A 23,289-nucleotide genomic window follows, 5' to 3' on the forward strand; every position below is an offset into this window, starting at 1 on the left:
TGCTTACAGATATAGTATAACAGAATCGTCTGTTTTGTGCAAAGGTTTGCAGGCTACAAGCCAAAATTAAAACATCTCATTTGCTTCACTATTTGTAAAAATTAGTCACCTAAATGTTGAATTGCATAGTTTGCTTCTTCTTTTGTAAATTTTCCAATCCAAGAAGAAGTTAGCCTGTCATAAATTTCAATTTTTGAGATATTACTATATTTTCGGTATTCTCTTGCTTTAGCTAAGGCATTTGCTTTGTAATCTGCATTCAAGTGATCGATGGCATACTGCACTGCTGAACTTGAAAAACCATGAAACATTAATTGGTCATAGAGAGCTTTTTTTGACATATTTGCCCACGAATTATAGCTTTTCGCTCTCCTTAAAGCAGCATTGTACTGGTTCCCATCTGCTGGTTTTGGTTGCCGCACACCATCGTATCCTACATAGTAACGGCCACCATCTACCCATTTTTCCCTTACCATTTTGCCTTCAGAATCAACATAGTAACGGCCACCATCTACCCATTCATTCTTGGCCATCTTTCCATCTGATTTGAGATAAGAATTTCCTACCCATTTATTGCGAGCAGAGCTTCCTTCTGCTGTTAGATAATAATATGAACCATAGTTTTTATCATAAATCCAGTCACTTTTAACCTTTTTTCCATCAGAATCAACATAATAACGACCACCATCTACCCATTCATTTTTAGCTCTCTTTCCATCTGATTTGAGGTAGTAATTTCCTACCCAGCCAGACTGAACTTTAGATTGTGATTTATCCTGTTTAGGAGTTGTTTCTTTAGCTTTTTCAGTCGGTTTTGGTGCCGGTGTTTTTGGTTTATCAGCAGGTTTTTGTGCTGGTGTTTTCGGTTTCTCAGCAGGTTTTTGAGCTGGCGTTTTCGGTTTCTCAGCTGGTTTTTGAGCTGGCGTTTTCGGTTTCTCAGCAGGTTTTTGAGCTGGCGTTTTCGGTTTCTCAGCTGGTTTTGGTGCTGGTGTTTTCGGTTTCTCAGCAGGTTTTTGAGCTGGCGTTTTCGGTTTCTCAGCTGGTTTTGGTGCTGGCGTTTTCGGTTTCTCAGCTGGTTTTTGAGCTGGCGTTTTCGGTTTCTCAGCTGGTTTTGGTGCTGGTGTTTTTGGTTTCTCAGCAGGTTTTTGTGCTGGTGTTTTTGGTTTCTCAGCAGGTTTTTGAGCTGGCGTTTTCGGTTTCTCAGCGGGTTTCGGTGCTGGCGTTTTCGGTTTCTCAGCTGGTTTTGGTGCTGGCTTCGGCGCGGGTTTCGGTGCCGGATTCGGTGCGGGTTTTGGTGCCGGCTTCGGCGCGGGTTTTGGTGCCGGCTTCGGCGCGGGTTTCGGTGCCGGATTCGGTGCGGGTTTTGGTGCCGGCTTCGGCGCGGGTTTTGGTGCTGGCTTCGACGCGGGTTTTGGTGCTGGCTTTGGCGCGGGTTTTGGTGCTGGCTTCGACGCGGGTTTTGGTGCCGGTGTTTTTGGTTTATCAGCAGGTTTTTGTGCTGGTGTTTTCGGTTTCTCAGCAGGATTTTGCGCTGGTGTTTTCGATTTCTCAGCTTGATTTGGCGCCGAAGTTGTATTCTCTTTTACAACCTTACCATTTTTAGGTGCGTCCTTTTCTTGAGCAGAAACATGCTGAGCCGAAAAAGGAAAGGCTCCAGTTGTATCTGCAAATGAAATAAGTCCCAGTGTTGCAGTTGCTAAGCTGGTTACTAAAATTTTTTTTGATTTTTTCATAAAAATCTCCATGTTTTTAATGATTTATACCCATAGTATATCATATGCTTAATTTTTCTTTCAAATTAAATATTAAATATTAACAAATAAATCTGAAACTAAATTGAAAAATCCATAGTTATATCACTTCCAACTCATACAAGCCTCTGACTGCGTTACAGCCGTAGATATCCTCCGCCTGAGCTAGGTCTTTTAAAGTCAAGACTTTTTCCTCTACCTGTTTTCTTTCCAGCAAATGCTGACGATAAATCCCCGGCAAAATTCGTAGGTTGGTAGGCGGTGTGTAGAGTTTTCCAGCAATTTTCAAAACTAGATTCCCGATAGAGGTTTCCAATAGCTCTCCTGTTGCATTATGGTAAATGATTTCCTGTTCTCCTAGGTTCAAATGTGGTCGGTGAGTGGTTTTGAAGTAGGTAAAGGATTGATTCAAATCCGCTTCCTGCAGGCAAAGTTTGGCTTGGCAGAAGGTCGGACTAAGGGGTGTTAATACTTGGCGACTGAGTTCCAGCTCTCCAGATTTGCTGAGACTAATTCGCAAACGGTAGTCTTGATTAATATCACAAACTTTGCACTCTTCCTCTATCTTTTGTCTCAGGTTTTTCGGATCAAAAGGATAGGCAAAATAACGACTCGCCTTTGTCAGTCTTTCCAAATGTTGCTCTTCAAACAGCAAACTCTTTTGGCTGATTTTCCCTGTAGTAATAAGTTGGAAACGAGCTTGTTTACGATAAAGAACTGCCGCCTTTTGATGAACCTCACGGTATTCAGATTCCCAGGTGCTATCCCAAGTAATGCCGCCACCCACTCCATAGATGGCTTTCCCTTGATGCAGTTGAATGGTTCGAATGGCGACATTGAAAATTCGTCGCCCATTTGGAAGCAAGAGACCAATCGTTCCGCAGTAGACTCCTCTGGGTTGGGGTTCCAAGTTCTTGATTATTTCCATAGTCGCAATTTTCGGCGCTCCCGTTATGGATCCACAAGGAAAGAGAGAGCGAAAAATGGCAACCAAGTCCACATCCAATCGTAACTGACTCTTGATGGTCGACGTCATCTGCCAAACAGTTGAATACTGCTCCACTTGACATAGACGCTCCACATATTCACTGCCCACTTCAGAAATACGGTTCATATCATTGCGCAAGAGATCCACAATCATCATATTTTCAGAGCGATTTTTAGGATCCTGCTCCAACCAGCTAGCTTGGGCAAGGTCTTCTTGGTCAGTCACTCCCCGCTGGGTTGTTCCTTTCATCGGGCGAGTTGTTAATTCCCGGTCATTTTGCTCAAAAAAGAGCTCTGGACTCATGGAAATCACTGCCATCTCGTCATGTTCAATATAAGCATTGTAGCCCGCCTCCTGCTCTACCACCATACGATTGTAAATGGCAAAAGGATTGGCACTTAAGTCTTGCTTGAGTTGGACGGTGTAGTTGACCTGGTAGGTATCCCCCTGTCGCAAATGATGGTGAATCTGGGCAATAGCCTTTTCATAGTCCTCTGCAGATGTTTCTTCCTGCCACTTTGAAGGAAGATCTACTTCTTCATAAGTCAGAGGAATAGGCGATGTTTTCACCCTATCGTGAACGGTAAAGTAAAGCAAATACTCGCCCAGTAGAGGAAGCTTGTGAACGGTTAATTTTTCCTCAAAAGCAGGTGCAGCCTCATAGCTGACATAGCCCACGACATAATAGCCTTGCTCTTGGTAGTTTTCCACTTGTGCCAGCAAGTCTGCCACTTCTGATAAATCTCTCGTTTTTAACTCTTTAATCGGTTGGGTAAAGGTGTATCTCGCCCCCAAAGCTCTAAAATCAATCACTGTTTTTCTATGCATATCTTAAGTATAGCACAAAAAGGCAGATGCAGCTTAAGCTGATCCACCTTTTTAGTCATTTCGACTTTATAACGATGCTTTGGCAAATAAATTTCCAGAGAATCCATCTGATTTTTGAAGGAGCTGTTTGTAAACCTTCCATTTAAGATCTTCAGTATTTTTATAATGATTCTTTATATTTGGATTTTCCATGCTATCTAGGTCTTTTTGAACAGCTTCATCAAATAAGGACTTCAACTCAGCATAAGTAGAGATAGATCTGCCATTGATTTCGATTGTAATGAAGCCATTTTGAGCTTTGTCATAGACTTCTTTATACCAATGTTTCTTCCATGCTTCAAGAGTATCAAATTGGCCATTAGAGACTTTCTTGATAATGAAGTCATCACCCAACAACCCTTTGTTTTCCTTGTTAGCTTCCGCCTTATATTTGTTTGAAGCGTAACCAATAAACCCGTTAAGATAACCATAGTATCCCCACATACGGAAAGCATTATGTTTGAATGAAATCGAACCAACTGTACTCTTGCTGGTGTTTCCACCAAAGATACCCGACATCATATTTACGGTTTGGTAAGCACTGTCAAAACCTTCCGAACGATAACGTCCATTCCCTGGCATACCATGTTTTGTAACGAAGTTATGATCAACCAATTGATCAATGCTCGTAATCGTCAATTTTTTCTCATTATCCGTTAAATCACGCAATTTATCCCATTGATGTGGTTCGCCTTTCAGATTGTTTCGGTCAGCGTTCGTACGCCATTCTCGGTCCATCTTCTTGAACCACTTGCTGTTGTCGTCCAAGTGTTTTCCAATAACTGCATCTGCTTCTAGATGGTCCAGCAACATCAGAGCCTCGTTATAGTTCTTCATATAGTGATCAATTTCTTCACGGTTCTTTAACTTGTTTGGATCATAATTGTAGATTTGAGTGCCATCATTCTGACGTTCATAAGCCATGTTCAAACCTAAGGCACCGTATTCACCATTTGGATTTGTCAACGATGGTGACTGGAGCATACCTTGCGCAAAGGACTCTAAGTCCGTCCCTTCACGATGATACCAACCGCCATAGTAAGCCATACGATCATTCACGTGAGTCGTTTCATGCGTAAAGGCCGATGTACCAAAATCACTTATCAACTCTGTCATAACAAAGTAGACAGCATCTTGCTGATTTGGAGCTGCAAAGATATATGCGTAAGCACCATATCCATACTGATAGCCATGATATTTATGGATCCGTCCAAAGAACTCTCGAATCGGAGCATAATCTGGTTTCCCATCCTTGTGACCATATCGGTTTGCCCAACCGATACCCGGCGCATCATGATTGTCCCAAACAGGTGTTGGAACACTATTTTCACTCTTGAGGAGCTTATTACGTACATTATCAGCAGCTAATTTTGACCAAAAGTCTAAGTAGTTCACCTGCTCTTTTGCTCTCTTATTGATTTCACTCTTGAAGGCTTCACGAGCCTCCTCAGTATTTTTACCATATTTTTCAAAAGCACTAAAAGAAATGGTATTATAGGTCGAAATCATGAAGAGATGCGAGTTCTTCAAGTTTAATAGAGGCAAAATCATCCGACCATGCACGCCATTATTAATCCCTTCATATAGACGATACTTCTTATGAGCAAAATCTGGGTTCAATGATGGCTGTTCTACCACATAAGCATTCTTTTCAATTGCCTTTTTAAACCAAACATTCATATCGGTTTCATTTGTAAACAATTTCATGTTATATGTTAGAAACTCATGGAGGCTTCCTTTACCTGTAGCACCTGCAATCACTCGACTATACGCATCTTGGGATTGGTCGCCCTTAAGATTGTTCTCTTTTGAGCCAATAGTGATCAAGCGATCTAAGACATTCACGTTCTTACCATAAAAATCTGGTTTAAACATCATAATATCTTTGATCGACAATCCATCATATTTAATGCCATAGTATTGGTTCAAATAAGCAAGCCCCATCATAATGTTGGCCTTATTGTCTTCAACCTTCTTAATGAAAGCACGTTGAGCAGCTTCATCATCATTTAGTTGATGATCTTCATTTTCAACAATTTGTTTCACCAAGTTTCCAAGATTTTGTTTTACTTCAACAAAACTTTCTTCTAAGAACAAATCACGAATATAGCCATTTTTTCGTTCATCCGTGTTTTCTTGCGGTTTGTTCCGCTTGTCCATAAGAGCTCGCACCTCAGGAGAAATCAATTCTACACTGGATAATGTTTCTTTTGCCTTTGCAATCAAACCAGCACGATCTTTCACTAGCATATTTGGCGTATAAACGATATTCTGGTTGGCCACTTCGTACTCTTTGACTTGTTTTACATCAGAGTCAGCTTTGGCAGTAACGGCCAATTCTTCTTTGGTACCATCAGCATAGTGAATCATGATCTGATCAATAGCTGACAAGTCTGTTACAAACTGTCCATTTTTCAAACCAGTAACAGAAAGGACTTCTTTGGTCACCAAGTTTGAGCTAGCATTTAGTTTATTAGCTTGATTGACAATCCACTCCTTATTATAGAATGGTTGTAATTTTTCAATATTGCGATAGGCAAGTTCGCGGTCAGCTCTGTAGTCTTGAGTGGCCTTGTACTCGTCTTCACGCTGTGTCAAACGGTTTAATTTATCTACAATAGGCTCATTGATTTCATACTCATGCGCTGTGATTCCCAAAGCAGCAATTTTCTTGTCTGCTTCTTCTTGCGAAATAGGCTTAATACGATGCTGTTGTTTAGAATATCTATATGAAGATTTTCCTTCACTCACACCAGTAACAACAAAGTTTCGATTTAAGCGGTCACCTGTCCAATAAGGATCATCATCAATATCAGATGAGCCATAGAAAATCTCACCATTTTTAACTTTCATCATTGAAACAGTATCTTCAACGGAGCCCAAGGCATTTGTACTGCCTACAACACCGCCCGCGCTAATCGGTTCTCTGACATCGATAGTACCTTTAGCTACAGATTTTTTAATGGCTCCGTCTCGATAAACTGCATGGTTGTCCCCACCATTTTGTGACCAATAGGCGATGCCTGCAACTTTCGCTTTATTACCCGTTATTTGTGCATCAACATAGGCCTTCTCAACAGAACCTTTCCAGTTTTCTCCAACAATTCCAGCAAGAAAGGCGCCTTGATTCCCACCAGCATGAAGCTTACCAATGAATGCCACATTTGTTAATCTGCCGTTATTATCAATTTTATTGAGCAAACCTGATACGTCATTATTTCCAACAACTGTACCCGTTACTTTCACATTATTGATCGTTGTGTTTTTTACAACAGCAGCCAAGGGAGCAACTCTATTTGCCCATGGCATATGAATGTTTACCTTACCAAGGTTAAGGTCATGGATGTGGGCGCCTTCGGTATCACCTAATAGTGGACGTTCCAAGTTATGAATCGTGTATCGTTGACCGTCTACACTTGATAGCTTGCCTCGGAACTTCGTCGTTACATATGATTTACCAGCTGCAGGAACATTAACCGCATTCAAGTCCGCACCAATTTTAAATTCACCAGATGGATTGGCCTGCATTGCTTTTACAAGTTCATTGAAATCGTAGTAGACATTCCCCTCATGAGTTTTTGGTTTGGCAAAGTAATGAATGTATTCTTCACTGAGCTGGTTGCCATCTGTATGCTGAACGAGGTCAGGCGCTTTGGCAGTGACCTTATAAAGCGTTTTTCCATCGACTATCACTTCTTCAATTTTGTCAATCGCAAGACGCGTCATCTTATTATCACGTGTAGCAATTTTTAGATAGTAAGGCCTTACATCACTTGGAACAGAGGTTAAGAAGCTACTATCCGTTTCCACGCCATTGTCGTCAACACTTATGAGGCTTGTTTCTTTTATATTTTTAACTTCGACCTTTTTTAAATCAATTCTCAGTGGTTCTTCTTTGAGAATTTCTTCCTCGTTTCCTTCACCACGATCATAAACCATTTTTGTTTCGAGTTTATAGTCCTTGTAATACTGCAAATCTGTTAGAGTTGCAGTCAAGTTATTCGGTGAAACCGTCATGGTTTTGACGACTTCGTCGCCTTTTTTCAGGGTTAAAGTGATCGATTTAACCGCTGCCTTACTTGGATTTTCCAGATTATAGTGAATCTGAGATGAGCGTTTCAAATCCTGAATATCAACCCTTGAAAAAGTCAACACTGGCTTTTCGAAGTTTTTGGTACCTAGTTTAACAATACGGTCTTGGGCTAACTCGATGACCTGTTCAAGAATTTCAGGAGCTTCCTGCGTCTTGATTCCTTTGATGGTCTTGTAGGTTTTGATAACCTTTTTCTGACCGTCTTTTCCTTCTTGGACCGTAACTTTATCGCCCTTTTTCAGTTGCGCATCTTCTTCGACTATCTCCTTAAACGGAATTTTTTCAAGACTTTCTTCTACAAGAGTGCCTTCTATTGGTTTCGTACCACGGCTTATTTTTTTAGTGACTGGTTCTTTGATGACAGTGGTTGTTGTATTTAAAACTTGGTCAGTCTCAACACCTTCGACAGTTTTATAAGTCGTTTTGGTAACTTGGATCCCTTTTTCACCGTTTTGAACCACTGTTTCTTCGTCAGTGTATTTTGTAGGATCATCAATGATTTCCGTCTGGTAGTCAATCTCTGCGATTGTGTCTTTAGTAATTGTTCCTTCAGTTACTGTATATTCTGGAAGATCCTCTTGAATAAGGGAGTCACCTTCCTTGCCGGGGAATTGTGTACCTTTGCTTTCAAGTTTCCCAGTATACGTTGGCAAACTATCTTGAACAAGGGAGTCACCTTCCTTGCCGGGTTCCTGAGTGCCCTTGCTTTCAAGCTTGCCAGTATACGCTGGGGAATTGTCTTGAACGAGGGATTCGCCTTCTTTACCTACTTCTTGAGTGCCTTTGCTTTCAAGTTTTCCAGTATAGGCTGGCAAACTATCTTGAACGAGGGATTCGCCTTCCTTGCCGGGTTCTTGAGTGCCCTTACTTTCAAGCTTGTCAATATACGCTGGCAAACTATCTTGAATTAGAGATTGACCTTCCTTACCAGTTTCCTGAGTGCCCTTGCTCTCAAGCTTTTCAGTGTAGGCTGGTAAACTATCTTGAATTAGAGATTGGCCTTCCTTGCCGGGGTCCTGAGTGCCCTTGCTTTCAAGCTTGCCAGTATACGCTGGGGAATTGTCTTGAACGAGGGATTCGCCTTCTTTACCAGACTCCTGAGTACCCTTGCTTTCAAGTTTCCCAGTATACGTTGGGGAATTGCCTTGAACGAGGGATTCGCCTTCTTTACCTACTTCTTGAGTGCCCTTGCTCTCAAGTTTCTCAGTATACGCTGGCAAACTATCTTGGACAAGGGACTCGCCTTCTTTACCTACTTCTTGAGTGCCCTTGCTTTCAAGTTTTTCAGTATACGTTGGCAAACTATCTTGGACAAGGGACTCGCCTTCTTTACCAGCTTCCTGGGTGCCTTTGCTTGCAAGCTTTTCAGTATACGCTGGGGAATTGTCTTGGACAAGCGATTGACCCTTTTTGCCTTCTTCTTGGGTACCTTTACTTTCAAGTTTCCCAGTATAATCTGGGGCATTGTCTTGGACTAGAGATTTCCCTTTTTTAGAAAAACTTGCTACTTTTGTATCAGTTCCTTTAAAATAACCAATATACTCATATCCTTCAATATCGATCACACCTTTCGCTAATTCTTCATTTGAGGAGGCCGAGATCGTTTGATTGTAAGAAAGTAACTCTTTATTCTCAAAGGCAAAAGTAGCAAAAGGAATGAAGTTGCTGACACCAAGAGAACCAATCAAAAGCACTCCAAGAACTTTCCGACGCTGTTTTTTAGACACCAAAAAAACAGCTAAAGATGCTGTTGCAAGACCAAGACCTGCTAAAGCAAATTCTTTACTTCCTGTATAGGGAAGTTTTTGACTGTTAGTTGCCTTCTTGCGATAAACGACATAAATAATATCTTCATCTTGAAATTCTGTAGGAACTTCATGATGAATCAAGGCTTTTTCAGATTCGGTTAATTCTTGTTCCGCCAGATAACGGTAATGGACTGAATTCACTTCAGCTAATTCATCTGCTTGGACTCTACCAGCTGATAACAAACTAGCACCAACAAGAAAGGCCCCGATTGCTACAGGACCAACTCCAACAGTCAATTTACGAATAGAATACTTTAGGTTTTTTTGAAACTGTTCTTTTCTTTTTTTCATTCTCACATCTTTCTAATAGAATCTTGTGGATACTGCGCACGCGCACCCCCGATTAGCTTTGGACGACTAGCTAGAGCTGTTACATGGGCATGGCCAATCTCTCGCAAAACTGGTCGAATCGGAACTTGCACATGCTTGACATGCATACCAATTGCGGTATCTCCAATATCCAATCCCGCATGAGCCTTGATAAATTCAACCTCCACTGGATCCTGCATAAACTTGAAGGCCGCCAACTGACCCGAACCTCCTGCATGAAGAGTCGGAAGGACACTGACGATTTCCAGACCAAACTGCTCTGCCACCTGACGTTCAACGACGAGGGCACGATTGACGTGTTCACAGCCTTGAACAGCTAGGTGAATCCCTCTTTCCTCTAGGATATCCAGAATCGTCTTCACAATAATTTCGCCAATTTCTTGGCTGGAATCCTTGCCGATTTGCCCACCTAAAACCTCACTAGACGAGAGTCCAAGGACAAAGAGAGCCCCCTCACGCAATCCAGCCTTATCCAAAACATCCTCAAGCACCTGCTGTGTCTCTGTTCCAATTCTATTTTTATCCATCACTCTTGACCTCATTTTTCTCCTACTATCATATCTTTTTTTACTGATTTTATCAAGGCGAACTAATCACTCAGAGTTGACAATGCAAAAACTTTAAAAATGAATTTCCCTTTAGCAACAAAGTAAAGAGTCTGGGACCAGAATGCTTTCCAAAAAGATAACAACTAAAATGACCTGCTCCCTAAAAAGTTAAACAGAAGATTTAGCTTTTTTAGCGGAGCAGGACAAATCTCCAGCGATGCTTATTTTATCTGAGTTTGAACATAGTGGGTAATAACATCTGATGTGTACTGGGCTGTTCCAGGTCCAAATTTGTCAATGTTTTCCTTAAACTCTGGGTTGTAGACGTAGCCTTTACCGATATGGCCAAATACCTCAATAGAGCAGTCAAATCCATAAGTACGAATAGCTTGCAAGAGTTTGGCTGCTTCTTCTTGGTTTTTGGCCGCTGTTTCAGGCAGACCAGCTTGAAGGTTTTGTGCTAAGGATTGAAAAACTTGGTTAAAGGCGGCTGTGGCCTCGTCTTCGCGACCTTTTTGGCGTTCAAGCGCTTGTCCCATGACTTCTTGACCATATTTCTCTACCGCCTCTTGGTGGTATTTTTGATGGTCTCGGTAGTTAAATCCAGTAAATTTTTCCTCAATAGACATTTCTATTTCTCCTTTTTGTTCTTGAATGGTTTTTTGCAAGGTGGAAATCAAAGTATCCAGATGTTGCCTTTCTCGAGTTAGATAGTCCAACTGCCTAGTCAAATGAGGCAATAAATCTGTCCTTTCTTCCTTTAACAGCTCTGCTATTTTTTCTAAAGAAAAACCTAGATATTTGTAATACAGAATGACCTGCAGGTGTTCCAAATCCTCTTGACTGTAGGTTCGATAGCCGTTTTCCGACTTTAAGGGAACCAAGAGTCCTATCTTATCGTAGTGGTGCAGGGTCTTGACAGAGACACCTGAAAGCTGCGCAGCTTCTTTTATATGGTACATGATTTCCTCCTTACAAGAATAGTATAACCCCTACCCTTAGGTCAGAGTCAAGCGTTTTTGCGAAAAATTTTTAACTATTTGAGAAAGGTGTGAAAACTTGAAAATGGTTTTCTTGACAGACCTTAGAAAACATGATAGGATAGTCAAGTCTATCAATCAAACAGAAGGCTCATAAAGAGCCATTGAGAGAGGGCTATTTGACAACTCAAGTAGCCTTTTCTTATTAAAAAAACGAGATTGGAGTTTCAACTATGTCAGAAAAATCGCAATGGGGCTCAAAACTAGGCTTCATCCTAGCGTCTGCTGGTTCAGCCATCGGACTTGGTGCCGTTTGGAAGTTTCCTTACATGACTGCTGCTAATGGCGGTGGAGGCTTTTTACTAGTCTTTCTCATTTCTACCATTTTAATCGGTTTCCCGCTCCTGCTTGCTGAATTTGCCCTTGGTCGTAGTGCTGGCGTTTCCGCTATCAAAGCCTTTGGAAAACTGGGCAACAATAGCAAGTACAACTTTATCGGTTGGATTGGTGCCTTTGCCCTCTTTATCCTTCTCTCCTTTTACAGTGTTATTGGAGGTTGGATTCTAGTCTATTTGGGCATTGAGTTTGGGAAATTGTTCCAACTTGGTGGAACGGGTGATTATGCTCAGTTATTTACTTCAATCATTTCAAATCCAGCCATTGCCCTCGGCGCACAAGCTACCTTTATCTTGTTGAATATCTTTATTGTATCACGTGGGGTTCAAAGAGGGATTGAAAGAGCCTCAAAAGTCATGATGCCGCTACTCTTTATCATCTTTGTCGTGATTATTGGACGCTCTCTCAGCTTGCCAAACGCCATGGAAGGGGTTCTCTACTTCCTCAAACCAGACTTTTCAAAACTAACCAGTGCTGGGCTCCTCTATGCTCTGGGACAATCTTTCTTTGCCCTCTCACTAGGGGTGACAGCTATGCTGACCTATGCTTCCTACTTGGACAAGAAAACCAATCTGGTCCAGTCAGGGATTTCCATCGTAGCCATGAACATCTCGGTATCCATCATGGCAGGACTAGCCATTTTCCCAGCCATGTCAGCCTTCAATATCCAGTCTGAAGGGGGACCAAGCCTGCTCTTTATCGTCTTGCCTCAACTCTTTGACAAGATGCCTTTTGGAACCATTTTCTACATCCTCTTCCTCTTGCTATTCCTCTTTGCGACGGTCACTTCTTCCGTAGTGATGCTGGAAATCAATGTGGGCAATATCACCAATCAGGACAACAGCAAGCGTGCTAAATGGAGTGCCATTTTAGGAATCTTGACCTTTGTTTTTGGAATTCCTTCAGCCTTATCTTACGGTGTTATGGCGGACGTTCATATCTTTGGGAAGACCTTCTTTGACGCTATGGACTTCTTGGTTTCCAATCTTCTCATGCCATTTGGAGCCCTCTGCCTTTCTCTCTTTACAGGCTACATCTTTAAAAAGGCTCTTGCTATGGAGGAACTACATCTCGATGAAAGAGCATGGAAACAGGGACTTTTCCAAGTCTGGCTTTTCCTTCTTCGTTTTATCATTCCTATCATCATCATTGTGGTCTTTATCGCCCAATTTATGTAATCAAAAAGGACTTGAGTAATGAACTCAGGCCCTTTCTTTTTTATGGATGGCTAACAATCAATTCCAAACCTTGCCCTTCCAAGGTCCAAGCTTCAACATCACTTGGTAGGATAAAGTGGCTGCCTTTTTGGATTGGATAGTTTGTCCCATCAACAGACAGTTGACCTTGACCAGCTAAGACGCTGAACAGGCTGTAGTCAGCTGTCTTTTCAAAGTCAACTTTTCCAGTAATTTCCCACTTGTAAACTGCGAAGAAGTCATTAGACACAAGAAGAGTTGAACGCAAATCATCAGCTTTGATAGTTACAGGACGGCTATTGGCAGGCTCTCCAATGTTTAAAACATCGATGGATTTTTCAAGGTGAAGTTCACGCAAGTTGCCCTTGTCGTCCTTGCGGTCAAAGTCATAGACACGATAGGTGGTATCGCTAGACTGCTGAGTTTCAAGAATCAAGATGCCTGCTCCGATAGCGTGCATGGTGCCACTCGGAACATAGAAGAAATCTCCAGCCTTAACTGGCACTTTGGTCAGCAAGGCATCCCAGTTCTTGTCCTCGATTTGCTTACGGAGTTCTTCTTTTGACTTGGCATTATGGCCATAGATAATCTCTGAACCTTCATCTGCAGCGATGATGTACCAGCACTCTGTTTTCCCTAACTCGCCTTCATGTTCTAATCCATAGGCATCGTCTGGGTGAACTTGGACACTGAGCCAGTCGTTGGCATCGAGAATCTTGGTCAAGAGTGGAAATACAGGCTCTGGACGGTTACCAAATAATTCACGGTGTTCCGCATACAAAGTAGCTAGGTCTGTTCCCTCAAAACGACCATTTGCTACCTTGGAAACACCATTTGGGTGGGCTGAGATAGCCCAGTATTCGCCAATTTTTTCACTTGGGATGTCGTATCCAAACTCATCACGTAGCTTGGTTCCGCCCCAGATTTTTTCTTGCATAACTGATTGTAAAAATAATGGTTCTGACATCTTATTCTCCTGTCTGTTTTTCTCCCCTCATTATAGCAAAAAGCTCGATCTAATTGAACTCTTTTTCACATCTTATAAAGTAGGGAGAAGATTTTATAAAAATAGTAACGAAATAATCTTTTACTTGATGGAGGAACCTCTAAAGCAACACTCAGAAAGCTCGCTGTCAATAGGCTGTTTTCCTCAACTCACCATAAAATTTTCACTTAAGACTATACTTTGCTAGAAAACAGACTGAAACCAGTCTCCTTTTAAACCAAAGCCGTGATAGCCGTTACTAGGCCAAAAACGATACCTGGTGCATTGGCAGCAGCAAGGGGAATATCTCTTTCCTTTTTGAACAAGCCGTAATAAACCCATAAACTACAGTTGATGGCTGCGACCAAGGGTTGGATGAAGTTTCCTTTTTGACCAGCCAAGTTGTTCATGATTTGTGGGAAGTAAGACACATACATCATAACGGACATGAAGGTCGCTACCCAACCCAAAGTTTTCATTTGTTTTTCAGACATTTTCAAAACCTCTTTCATTTTTATGAATCATATTTTATAATCTTTTTTCAAGACAATCAAGACTTTGTAGCTTTTGTTATGAAGATGTAAACTATCACAATCTTGTGATAAGAAAGAGGAAACAGAAAAAGACCGGATTGCTCCGATCTTTTAATAATTCACATTCTCAATTTCTGTTTTAAAAATAGCTAAGGTTAACGTCAAATGACTACGCGCCCTACTTCATACGATAAAAATCAATCACTAGACCAGCTGGACCTTTAACTAGTAGCGATTCCGTTCCCCAATCAGTTACAGCCGGACCGTGTAAAATGTCGGCACCAAGCTCTTTCAACCGTTTGTAGTTCTGCTCTACATCCTCAACCTCAATGTGAAGAATGATTCCTGACTGAAAGTTTTCCAAAGAAATCAAATGTTTCTCTGACAACATAAGACAATGACTGCCAATAGTAAACTGAGCAAAACTGTCGTCAACATAATCGGCTTTTTTATCCAAAATACGCTCCAAGTCAGCACAGACTTGAGGAACATCTGAAACGATGATATCTAATTGATTTAAATTCATTTACTATCCTCCATAAAAAGACCGGATTGCTCCGATCTTTTCAAGTTCTACTCTAAGAAAATCAAAGAATAAAATCTACAACGTTTACATTTGATTTTCGATGAGAGGAATTATTTGATTGCGCGTGATTGCAATCCTTCTTCTTCCAAGAAGAGGCGGAATGGTACGAGTTCTTCTGCTTCGTATTTTTCCTTGAAGGCTTTGATTGCTTCTTCTGAGTGTTGTTTTGGATCCAATTCAAGTACTTCTACTGGAAGTGGACGATGTTGAGAGATGCGAGCATCGATCACAACAGTTTTACCTTCTTTGTTCAATTTAACAGCTTCTGCAACAACTGCATCGATATCTTCGATACGGTCAACTGTAAATCCTACAGCACCTTGCGCTTCAGCGATTTTCGCATAGTCAGCATTAGGGAAGTCACAACCAAACAAGTGTTTGTTTGTGTCTTCGTATTTGTCCTTGATGAAGGCATATTTACCATTTGAGAAGACAACGTTGATAACTGGAAGGTCGTATTGAACGTTTGTGATAACATCTGGGTAGCACATGTTAAATGCACCGTCACCCATGATGTTCCATACTTGGCGATCAGGATTGTCTTTCTTAGCAGCGATACCACCAGGAAGGGCAATACCCATTGTCGCAAAGAGTGGAGATGTACGCCACATGTTCTTAGGTGTCATGTGAAGGTGACGAGTAGATGTTTGAGTAGTGTCACCTACGTCGATTGAGTAGATAGCGTCTTGGTCAGCATGTTTATTAATAGCATTGTAAACTTGGTACAATTGCAATTCACCCTCAGTTTTACCTTCGAGTTTGTTCATGTAATCACGCCAGTTTTGGTTGTTCTTCACGTTTGCACGCCACCATGGAGTAGATTCTACTGGGTTTACTTTATCAAGGATTGCTTTCGCTGCTTGACCTGCATCACCAAGGATAGAAGCGTCAAGGGCATGACGTTTACCAAGTTTGTATGGATCGATATCGACTTGGATGAATTTTTCAGTGTTCTTGAAGGCTTCGTAAACTTCAGCAAATGGGAAGTTTGAACCAAGGAAAAGAACTGTGTCTGCTTCAAAGACCACTTCGTTGGCTGGTTTCCAACCAACACGGTAAGCAGAACCTGTCAAACCTTCGTAGTTCCATTCAAAAGCTTCAAAGTTTTTACCAGTTGTGATGATTGGTGCTTTGATTTTACGTGACAATTCAGTAATCACTTCACCAGCTTTAACACCACCGTAACCAGCGTAGATAACTGGGCGTTCAGCATTGTTCAAGATTTCAACAGCTTTGTCGATTTCAACTTCGTTCAAGGCAGGAGCGATGAATGAACGTTCGTATGAACCTGAACCATAGTATGAGTTTTCGTCGATTTCTTGGAAACCGAAGTTTACTGGGATTTCAACAACAGCTGGACCTTTTTTAGAAACTGCAGCACGGCAAGCTTCGTCGATTACTTTTGGCAATTGCTCAGCGTAAGCGACACGTTTGTTGTAAACAGCGATACCGTTGTACATTGGGTTTTGGTTCAATTCTTGGAAGGCATCCATGTTGAGTTCGTTAACAGGACGTGATCCAAGGATAGCAAGGAATGGAGTGTTATCCATAGCTGCATCGTAAACACCGTTAATCAAGTGAGTCGCACCTGGTCCACCTGAACCAACTGCAACCCCGATTGAGCCGCCGAATTTAGCTTGCATAACCGCTGCAAGAGCACCTGTTTCTTCGTGGCGAACTTGCAAGAAGCGGATATCTTTGTCTTCAGCCAAAGCGTCCATCAATGAGCTGAGTGTTCCTGATGGGATACCGTAGATTGTGTCTACGCCCCATGTTTTCAATACGTTGAGCATTGCTGCAGATGCAGTAATTTTCCCTTGAGTCATAATGATAACTCTCCTTCAAAATAATTTCATACATTTACAAAAAGCGCTTTTATATGTTGTTTGAAAGCGATTCAGTAAATTTACAATCCTAATTTACCACATTTACTTTGAGTATCCTAAGAATGTGCTCAGAAGTTTGCATTCTCTATTACAGCACAGATTGAAAACGCTTTAGAAAACTGTTTTATAATAAAAAAGCGAGTAAGCTCGCTTTTAGTCTATTTTACTAAAGTTTAGCATGAGTGAACTGGTTAAAACAGATACAGAACTAAAGGCCATGGCTAGACCAGCCAGTTCTGGATTGAGGGCCAATCCAATCCCTGAAAAGACACCAGCTGCAATCGGAATTCCGATGACATTGTAGATAAAGGCCCAGAAGAGATTGAGCAAGATACGATTGAAGGTTCTCTTACTCATATCAAAGGCTCGAACCACTCCTGTCAAATCATTGTGAGTAAGAACAATCCCTGCCGACTCAATAGCAATATCGGTTCCTGCGCCCATGGCAATCCCAACATCTGCTACACTGAGGGCTGGCGCATCATTGATACCATCTCCGATAAAGGCTACTTTACCAGCCTCTTGTAGTTGATGGACTTCATGCGCTTTTTCTTCTGGCAAGACACCTGCAATGACCTCTTCGATCCCAATTTGCTCTGCAATAGCATGGGCTACTCCAACATTATCTCCAGTAAGCATGACCGTTCTGAGGCCGCGTTTCTTTAATTTAGCAATGGCTTCTCGAGCATTTTCCTTAGGGACATCCTGCAAGGCAATTAAGCCTTTTAACTGACCATCTACGGATAGGAAGACAACTGTTTTTGCTTCTTTCTCAAGCAAATCAAATCGTTCTTGATAATCATGTGGAATAGCAAGGTCAGCTAAAAGTTTAGCATTCCCCAGCAAGACTTGTTTCCCATTGATAATCCCAGTCACACCTTTTCCGTGCAAGGCTTGGAAATTTTCCACAGTGTGAAGCTCAAGTCCAGTTTCAGTCGCTCGCTTGACAATGGCCTCAGCCAGTGGGTGTTGAGAAGCTTCTTCCAAGGAAGCTGCCAATCCAAGCACCTCTACTTCGTCGCCGATGATATCTGTGACCACAGGTTTCCCTTCCGTCAAAGTTCCTGTCTTATCAAAAACAATAGTTTGGACTTTCTGGATTTCCTGTAGAACCGTTCCATTTTTGAGGAGAACTCCCATCTTGGCACTGCGACCTGTCCCCACCATAAGGGCTGTCGGTGTTGCAAGTCCCAATGCACAAGGGCAGGCAATAATCAGAACTGCTACTCCATAGAGAAGCGAAGACACAAAGCTCGCTCCAAGCACAACTACACTATCCCTGAGCAAGACGAACCAAACCCAAAAGGTCACAATCCCTAAAATGACAACTGCTGGGACAAAAATCCCTGAAATTTTATCCGTCAAGTCCTGAATCGGCGCACGACTTGTCTGAGCTTTCTTCACAAAATCCACAATCTGAGCCAAAACAGTCTCTGAACCAACTTTTTCTGCTCTAAAAACAAGTGTTCCACTATTATTGATGGTTGAACCAATGACGGTATCTCCAACTGTCTTGTCCACAGGCAGACTCTCACCTGTCACCATAGACTCATCAATACTAGAGACACCTTCCACTACGATACCATCAACCGCAATCTTTTCACCGGGACGCACTCGAATCAGGTCACCTGCCTTGACTTGCTCCAAGGGGACTTGAACATAGTTATCCTCACGCAAGACTTCTGCAGTTTTAGCCTGCAAGTCAAGTAATTTCTCCACAGCTTGGGAAGTATTTTTCCGCATTTTCTCCTCAAAAACGGCTCCCATAAGAACGAAGAAGAAGATAAATGCAGCACTTTCAAAGTAAACGGGGAGACCAGCGAAGAGGGCAACTAAGCTATAGAAATAGGCCACTAGGGTTCCCAGAGCAACCAAGGTATCCATGTTGGCATTGTGCTTTTTAAAACTAGCCCAAGCACTTTGGATATAAGGACCACCTGCTACTAGCATAATCGGTGTTGTGGCTAAAAAGGTTCCCCAACGCATGACTTGGTGACTAATTCCTCCTGTCGACATCCCAATCATGAGAATCACAAGAGGCACAGTAAAGATACTAGTAATCCAAAAACGCTGTAAAAGTGATAGAGATTTTCGAGTCTTCTCAACTACGGTATAACTCCCCTTTTGCATCTTCATACCACAAGAAAATTCATGTTGGCCTAATTCTTGAGGAGTAAAACGAATTGTCTTCTCCTCGTCCACACCGATTGGTTCTAGAATACCTTCTTCTTCAAAAAGAATTTCCTTGTAACAGTTTGAAGGGGTTGCACGATGAAAGGTGATCTCAGCTGGAATCCCTTTTTGGAGTTGGATATGGGCTGGATGATAGCCTTTTTCAGCTCGGATACGGATTTTTTGAATGCCATTTTCTAGGCTTGCTTTCACAATTTCTGTCATCATCTCCTCCTACTCTACAATCATCTTGCCGTGCATCATGTTCATACCACATGCAAAGCCAAACTCTCCAGCTTGCTCAGGTGTGATTTCCACTACATACTCTTCACCCATAGGCAAGTCCGCATGCACTCCAAAGTCTGGAAAGACGATCTGATCTAGACAGGGTGAAGGGTCCTTGCGGTCAAAGATAATGCGGGCTGGCACTGATTTCTTGAGGATAATCAACTCAGGCGTATAGCCCCCCATGACTTCCACTCGAATCTCTTGGTAACCCTTTTTTTGCTGGGCCTTTTGTTCAGATTTTTCAGGCTTTTTGAAAAACCAAAACAAGATAAACGCGATAAGGGCAATACAAATAATGGTTACAATACTATTTAACATGACGTCTCCTTTACATACAATTACATCTTACTTCTGTTACAGCGCTTGATTTCTTCTTAGAAATCACAGCTTCTAAGTCTTCCAAGTCAGCCTGAGTAAAATCACATTCAGCAATCAAATCAGCCAACAAGTTCTTAATCCTACGAGAACAAACCTTGTCCTTGATATCTTGGACAAGTAAATCCCGACTTTGGTCCAGAGTTAAAAGGGCTGAATAAACAAAGGACTTGCCTTCTTTTTCCCTTGTCAGACACTCTTTCTCAACCAAACGAGCCAAAAGAGTTTGAATGGTTGACTTGGACCAGTCGAACCGCTCCGCCAGAACCCTGATCAAATCCCTACTGGTCTGCTCTCCTTGCATCCAAATAATCTTCATGACCTGCCATTCTGCATCTGAAATCTGCATAATCACACCTCCTAAATCTACATTTGTCGATTACAGTTATCAGTATATTCCAAAAATCTACATTTGTCAACTATAATTTTTATTATTTTTTCGAAAAATAGAATTCTAATCATGTAACGAGAGATTTGCAGTCAAATTTTTCTATATATACTATAAAAATATGCTATACTGTAGAAAAAAGAAAACAACCACTAGGGGTGCGTAAAGCTGAGATTAACGACTGTTAGATCCCTTTGACTCAATCTAGGTAATGCTAGCTGATGGAAGTGGAAATGATAATGTCGACTACCAGTCTTCTATTTCCTTCCTAAAACAGACTTGCTTGTTCTTAAAAATACAAACTTCAGTTGGTTGGGAGGTTTTAGATGACTTATTTACCCGTTGCTCTGACCATTGCTGGGACAGACCCTAGTGGCGGTGCTGGCATTATGGCTGATTTGAAGTCGTTCCAAGCTAGAGATGTCTATGGAATGGCAGTTGTGACCAGTCTTGTCGCTCAAAATACCAGAGGCGTTCAGCTAATCGAGCACGTTTCTCCTCAAATGTTGAAAGCCCAATTGGAGAGCGTCTTTTCGGATATCAAGCCTCAGGCTGTAAAAACTGGTATGCTGGCAACTACTGAAATCATGGAGATTATCCAACCCTATCTTAAAAAGCTGGACTGCCCCTACGTGCTTGACCCTGTTATGGTCGCAACAAGCGGTGATACCCTGATAGATACTAGTGCGAGAACCTACCTAAAAACAAACCTGCTTCCACTTGCGACTATTATTACACCCAATCTTCCTGAGGCAGAAGAAATTGTTGGTTTCTCAATTCATAATCCAGAAGATATGCAACGTGCTGGCCGCCTGATTTTAAAAGAATTTGGTCCTCAGTCTGTGGTTATCAAAGGTGGTCATCTTGAAGGTGGTGCCAAGGATTTCCTCTTTACCAAGGATGAGCAATTTGTCTGGGAAAGCCCAAGAATTCAAACCTGTCACACCCATGGTACTGGATGTACCTTTGCTGCAGTGATCACGGCTGAACTAGCCAAGGGGAAGACCCTCTATCAGGCAGTAGATAAGGCCAAGGCCTTTATTACAAAAGCCATCCAAGACGCCCCTCAACTCGGTCATGGTTCTGGTCCAGTCAACCATACAAGCTTTAAAGATTAAAAAAACTCTCTATTTCCCACTTTAAGGGAATTAGAGAGTTTTTGATTAGGAAATAATGTCATCCAGCTTTATTAAAAATGCTTGCGTTTTTGCCTCTATATCTTCTGCCTGCATCAAATCACGTACTACAGCTACACCAGCGATACCAGTTGCAGCAAGTTGGTCAATGTTCTCTGACGTCAAGCCTCCAATAGCAACTACTGGAATGGCGACCGTTTGGCAAATTGTTTTCAAGGTTGAAATCAGGGTGATGGGTGCATTTTCTTTGGTCGTAGTCGGGAAAATGGCTCCTGTTCCCAAGTAATCCGCACCCGATGTTTCTGCTTCCAGGGCTCTTTTTACTGTTTTAGCAGTGACACCGAGGATTTTGTCAGGTCCCAAGACTTGGCGGGCAACTGAAACTGGTAGCTCATCGTCTCCGATATGCAGACCAGCAGCATCAACTGCAAGACAAACATCCAAACGATCATCGATAATCAAGGGAACTTGATAGGTATCGGTTATTTCCTTGACTTGTTTTGCCAGTTGATAGTATTGATTGGTTGTGAGTTTTTTTTCTCGTAGTTGGATGATGGTAACACCTGAACGGCAGGCCGTCTCAACTTTTTCAAGAAAGCTTTCCAAGGAATCTTGGTAGCGATTGGTTACCAGATATAGTCTGAGTGCTTCTCTATTCATAAAAGTCTCCTTTGATGGCTTCTAGCCAGTTTTCGTCTCTTTTTAGGAGAGAGAGCTGATTGAGAGTTTGAAAGCGAAACTCTTCCAATCCCATTCCTTGGACAAGAATTCTCTCGGCAGAGATATTGAGATAAGAAACCGCTAGACAAGAAGCTTCAAAGGCAGTCTTTCCTTGGCTAAGAAAAACGGCTGTCAAGGCTCCAACTAAGTCTCCCGTCCCTGTTATCCAGTCTAATTCTGCATAGCCATTTCCCAATACAGCAACCTGATTTTCTGAAACGATGAGGTCCTTGGGACCCGTGACTAAGAATGACTTACTCGGATAAAGCTGACACCAGTCTTTCAAGGCTTGAAGCAGATCCTCAGTTTCTTGATCTTTAGCACTAGCATCGACCCCGACTCCGTGGTGTTTTAAGTCAACAAGACTTCGGATTTCCGACATATTTCCTTTAAGGACCGCAGGTCTATAGTCTAAAAGATCTCTGACTAAATCCTTACGAATGGGGGAAGCCGCTATGCCAACCGCATCTACTACCATTGGGAGAGAAGCTTGGTTTGCATAAGAAGCTGCCCTACGGATTGCTTTTTCCTTCTCGGCTGACAAATGTCCCAAATTGATGAAAAGAGCCTGGCTTTGTTTGGTAAAATCAAGAACCTCACGGGGATCATCTGCCATGACAGGTTTGCATCCCAGAGCCAAAATACCATTAGCCAGCATCTCACAAGAAATCTCATTGGTAATACAGTGAATCAAGGAACTGGTTGCTAGAGGGAAAGGATTTGTCAATTTCTGCATCAGTCTATCCTTTCACCAAAGAAATATCCCTGCACTTTTTTAAAGAATTCCTGCTTGATTAAAAATCGAAAGGCAATAAAGGAAATCGCTGTACCGATCAAGGTTGCTCCGAAAAATCGAGGGGTGTAGATAAACCAGCTAAGCTTCGCCGCAGATCCTGTAAAGAGAACCATGACAGGATAGGAAACAATGGAACCGATAATACCTGTTCCCAAAATCTCTCCTAGAGCAGAATAGTGAAATTTCCGACCATACTTATAAAAGAGACCTGCAAGGAGGGCTCCGAAAGTAGCTCCTGTAAGAGCTAAAGGTGGAATCCCTTGAGTCGTCATACGGATAAAGGCTGTGACTGTAGCCATGATTAAGGCATAAACAGGCCCCATCAAGATCCCTGCAAGAATATTGACTACACTGGACATCGGTGCCATCCCTTCAATTCGAAAGATGGGTGTAAGAACTACGTCAAGAGCAATCATCATGGATAAAATGGTCAATTTGTGAACTTGTAATTGGTGGTTTCTCATTTT

Annotated in this window: 17 protein-coding genes and 1 riboswitch; of the genes, 2 read left to right on the forward strand and 15 right to left on the reverse strand. The window is 42.0% G+C overall.

Annotation, left to right across the window (positions count from 1 at the left end):
- Positions 1 to 101 precede the first annotated feature (101 nt).
- From GOM48_RS07220 to GOM48_RS07240, 5 genes are all read right to left on the reverse strand, one after another.
- Complete coding sequence (locus tag GOM48_RS07220; RefSeq protein ID WP_235096853.1) at positions 102 to 1,733, reverse strand: Ltp family lipoprotein; 1,632 nt, start codon at positions 1,731 to 1,733, stop codon at positions 102 to 104.
- A 118-nt stretch (positions 1,734 to 1,851) separates the two neighbouring features.
- Entirely contained in the window at positions 1,852 to 3,567 is a 1,716-nt protein-coding gene (gene pabB, locus GOM48_RS07225) for an aminodeoxychorismate synthase component I (protein WP_235096857.1), read from the reverse strand.
- A gap of 66 nt (positions 3,568 to 3,633) precedes the next feature.
- Positions 3,634 to 9,798 carry a ZmpA/ZmpB/ZmpC family metallo-endopeptidase gene (locus tag GOM48_RS07230; RefSeq protein WP_235096864.1) on the reverse strand — a complete coding sequence of 2,055 codons (6,165 nt, stop codon included), beginning with the start codon at positions 9,796 to 9,798 and terminating at the stop codon, positions 3,634 to 3,636.
- Positions 9,799 to 9,800: 2 nt separating this feature from the next.
- Positions 9,801 to 10,364 carry a TIGR01440 family protein gene (locus GOM48_RS07235; protein WP_235096870.1) on the reverse strand — a complete coding sequence of 188 codons (564 nt, stop codon included), beginning with the start codon at positions 10,362 to 10,364 and terminating at the stop codon, positions 9,801 to 9,803.
- 242 nt (positions 10,365 to 10,606) lie between these two features.
- Positions 10,607 to 11,347 carry a MerR family transcriptional regulator gene (locus GOM48_RS07240; protein WP_235096873.1) on the reverse strand — a complete coding sequence of 247 codons (741 nt, stop codon included), beginning with the start codon at positions 11,345 to 11,347 and terminating at the stop codon, positions 10,607 to 10,609.
- A 251-nt stretch (positions 11,348 to 11,598) separates the two neighbouring features.
- On the opposite strand from GOM48_RS07240, the gene GOM48_RS07245 reads away from it, so the two are divergent.
- Positions 11,599 to 12,939, forward strand: a complete 1,341-nt coding sequence (locus GOM48_RS07245; RefSeq protein WP_235096881.1) for a sodium-dependent transporter — start codon at positions 11,599 to 11,601, stop codon at positions 12,937 to 12,939.
- A 40-nt stretch (positions 12,940 to 12,979) separates the two neighbouring features.
- Here GOM48_RS07245 and manA read toward each other — a convergent pair whose 3' ends face one another.
- The 7 genes from manA to GOM48_RS07280 form a co-directional block, all read right to left on the reverse strand.
- Positions 12,980 to 13,924 carry a mannose-6-phosphate isomerase, class I gene (gene manA, locus GOM48_RS07250; protein WP_235096890.1) on the reverse strand — a complete coding sequence of 315 codons (945 nt, stop codon included), beginning with the start codon at positions 13,922 to 13,924 and terminating at the stop codon, positions 12,980 to 12,982.
- Positions 13,925 to 14,175: 251 nt separating this feature from the next.
- Positions 14,176 to 14,436 (reverse strand): SWEET family sugar transporter, encoded by a 261-nt coding sequence (locus GOM48_RS07255; protein ID WP_235096904.1) that lies wholly within the window; start codon positions 14,434 to 14,436, stop codon positions 14,176 to 14,178.
- A 217-nt stretch (positions 14,437 to 14,653) separates the two neighbouring features.
- Positions 14,654 to 15,001 carry a VOC family protein gene (locus GOM48_RS07260; RefSeq protein WP_235096906.1) on the reverse strand — a complete coding sequence of 116 codons (348 nt, stop codon included), beginning with the start codon at positions 14,999 to 15,001 and terminating at the stop codon, positions 14,654 to 14,656.
- Positions 15,002 to 15,111: 110 nt separating this feature from the next.
- Positions 15,112 to 16,887, reverse strand: coding sequence for a pyruvate oxidase (gene spxB / locus GOM48_RS07265; protein ID WP_007520383.1), 1,776 nt, complete (start codon positions 16,885 to 16,887; stop codon positions 15,112 to 15,114).
- 213 nt (positions 16,888 to 17,100) lie between these two features.
- Positions 17,101 to 19,344, reverse strand: coding sequence for a heavy metal translocating P-type ATPase (locus tag GOM48_RS07270; RefSeq protein WP_235096912.1), 2,244 nt, complete (start codon positions 19,342 to 19,344; stop codon positions 17,101 to 17,103).
- A gap of 9 nt (positions 19,345 to 19,353) precedes the next feature.
- Positions 19,354 to 19,725, reverse strand: a complete 372-nt coding sequence (locus GOM48_RS07275; RefSeq protein ID WP_235096920.1) for a cupredoxin domain-containing protein — start codon at positions 19,723 to 19,725, stop codon at positions 19,354 to 19,356.
- 10 nt (positions 19,726 to 19,735) lie between these two features.
- Complete coding sequence (locus tag GOM48_RS07280) at positions 19,736 to 20,131, reverse strand: CopY/TcrY family copper transport repressor (RefSeq protein ID WP_235096928.1); 396 nt, start codon at positions 20,129 to 20,131, stop codon at positions 19,736 to 19,738.
- A 183-nt stretch (positions 20,132 to 20,314) separates the two neighbouring features.
- Positions 20,315 to 20,413: riboswitch (TPP riboswitch) on the forward strand.
- Between the two features lie 83 nt (positions 20,414 to 20,496).
- Between GOM48_RS07280 and thiD the strand changes: the two genes are divergently transcribed.
- Positions 20,497 to 21,288: a bifunctional hydroxymethylpyrimidine kinase/phosphomethylpyrimidine kinase gene (thiD, locus tag GOM48_RS07285; protein WP_235096937.1), complete on the forward strand. Its 792-nt coding sequence runs from the start codon at positions 20,497 to 20,499 to the stop codon at positions 21,286 to 21,288.
- 45 nt (positions 21,289 to 21,333) lie between these two features.
- Here the strand turns inward: thiD and thiE are convergent, their stop codons facing one another.
- From thiE to thiW, 3 genes are read right to left on the reverse strand one after another with little or no spacing between them, the layout of a single operon-like run.
- Positions 21,334 to 21,966: a thiamine phosphate synthase gene (gene thiE, locus GOM48_RS07290; protein WP_235096943.1), complete on the reverse strand. Its 633-nt coding sequence runs from the start codon at positions 21,964 to 21,966 to the stop codon at positions 21,334 to 21,336.
- The gene (locus GOM48_RS07295; protein ID WP_235096944.1) at positions 21,959 to 22,762 is read right to left on the reverse strand and encodes a hydroxyethylthiazole kinase; all 804 of its coding nucleotides are present in this window, start codon (positions 22,760 to 22,762) and stop codon (positions 21,959 to 21,961) included. The genes thiE and GOM48_RS07295 overlap by 8 nt, the downstream gene beginning before the upstream one ends.
- Positions 22,762 to 23,286 carry an energy coupling factor transporter S component ThiW gene (gene thiW / locus GOM48_RS07300; RefSeq protein ID WP_235096957.1) on the reverse strand — a complete coding sequence of 175 codons (525 nt, stop codon included), beginning with the start codon at positions 23,284 to 23,286 and terminating at the stop codon, positions 22,762 to 22,764. The genes GOM48_RS07295 and thiW overlap by 1 nt, the downstream gene beginning before the upstream one ends.
- Positions 23,287 to 23,289: the final 3 nt, after the last annotated feature.

It is taken from the genome of Streptococcus oralis, assembly GCF_021497885.1.
Lineage (GTDB): Bacteria > Bacillota > Bacilli > Lactobacillales > Streptococcaceae > Streptococcus > Streptococcus oralis_BQ.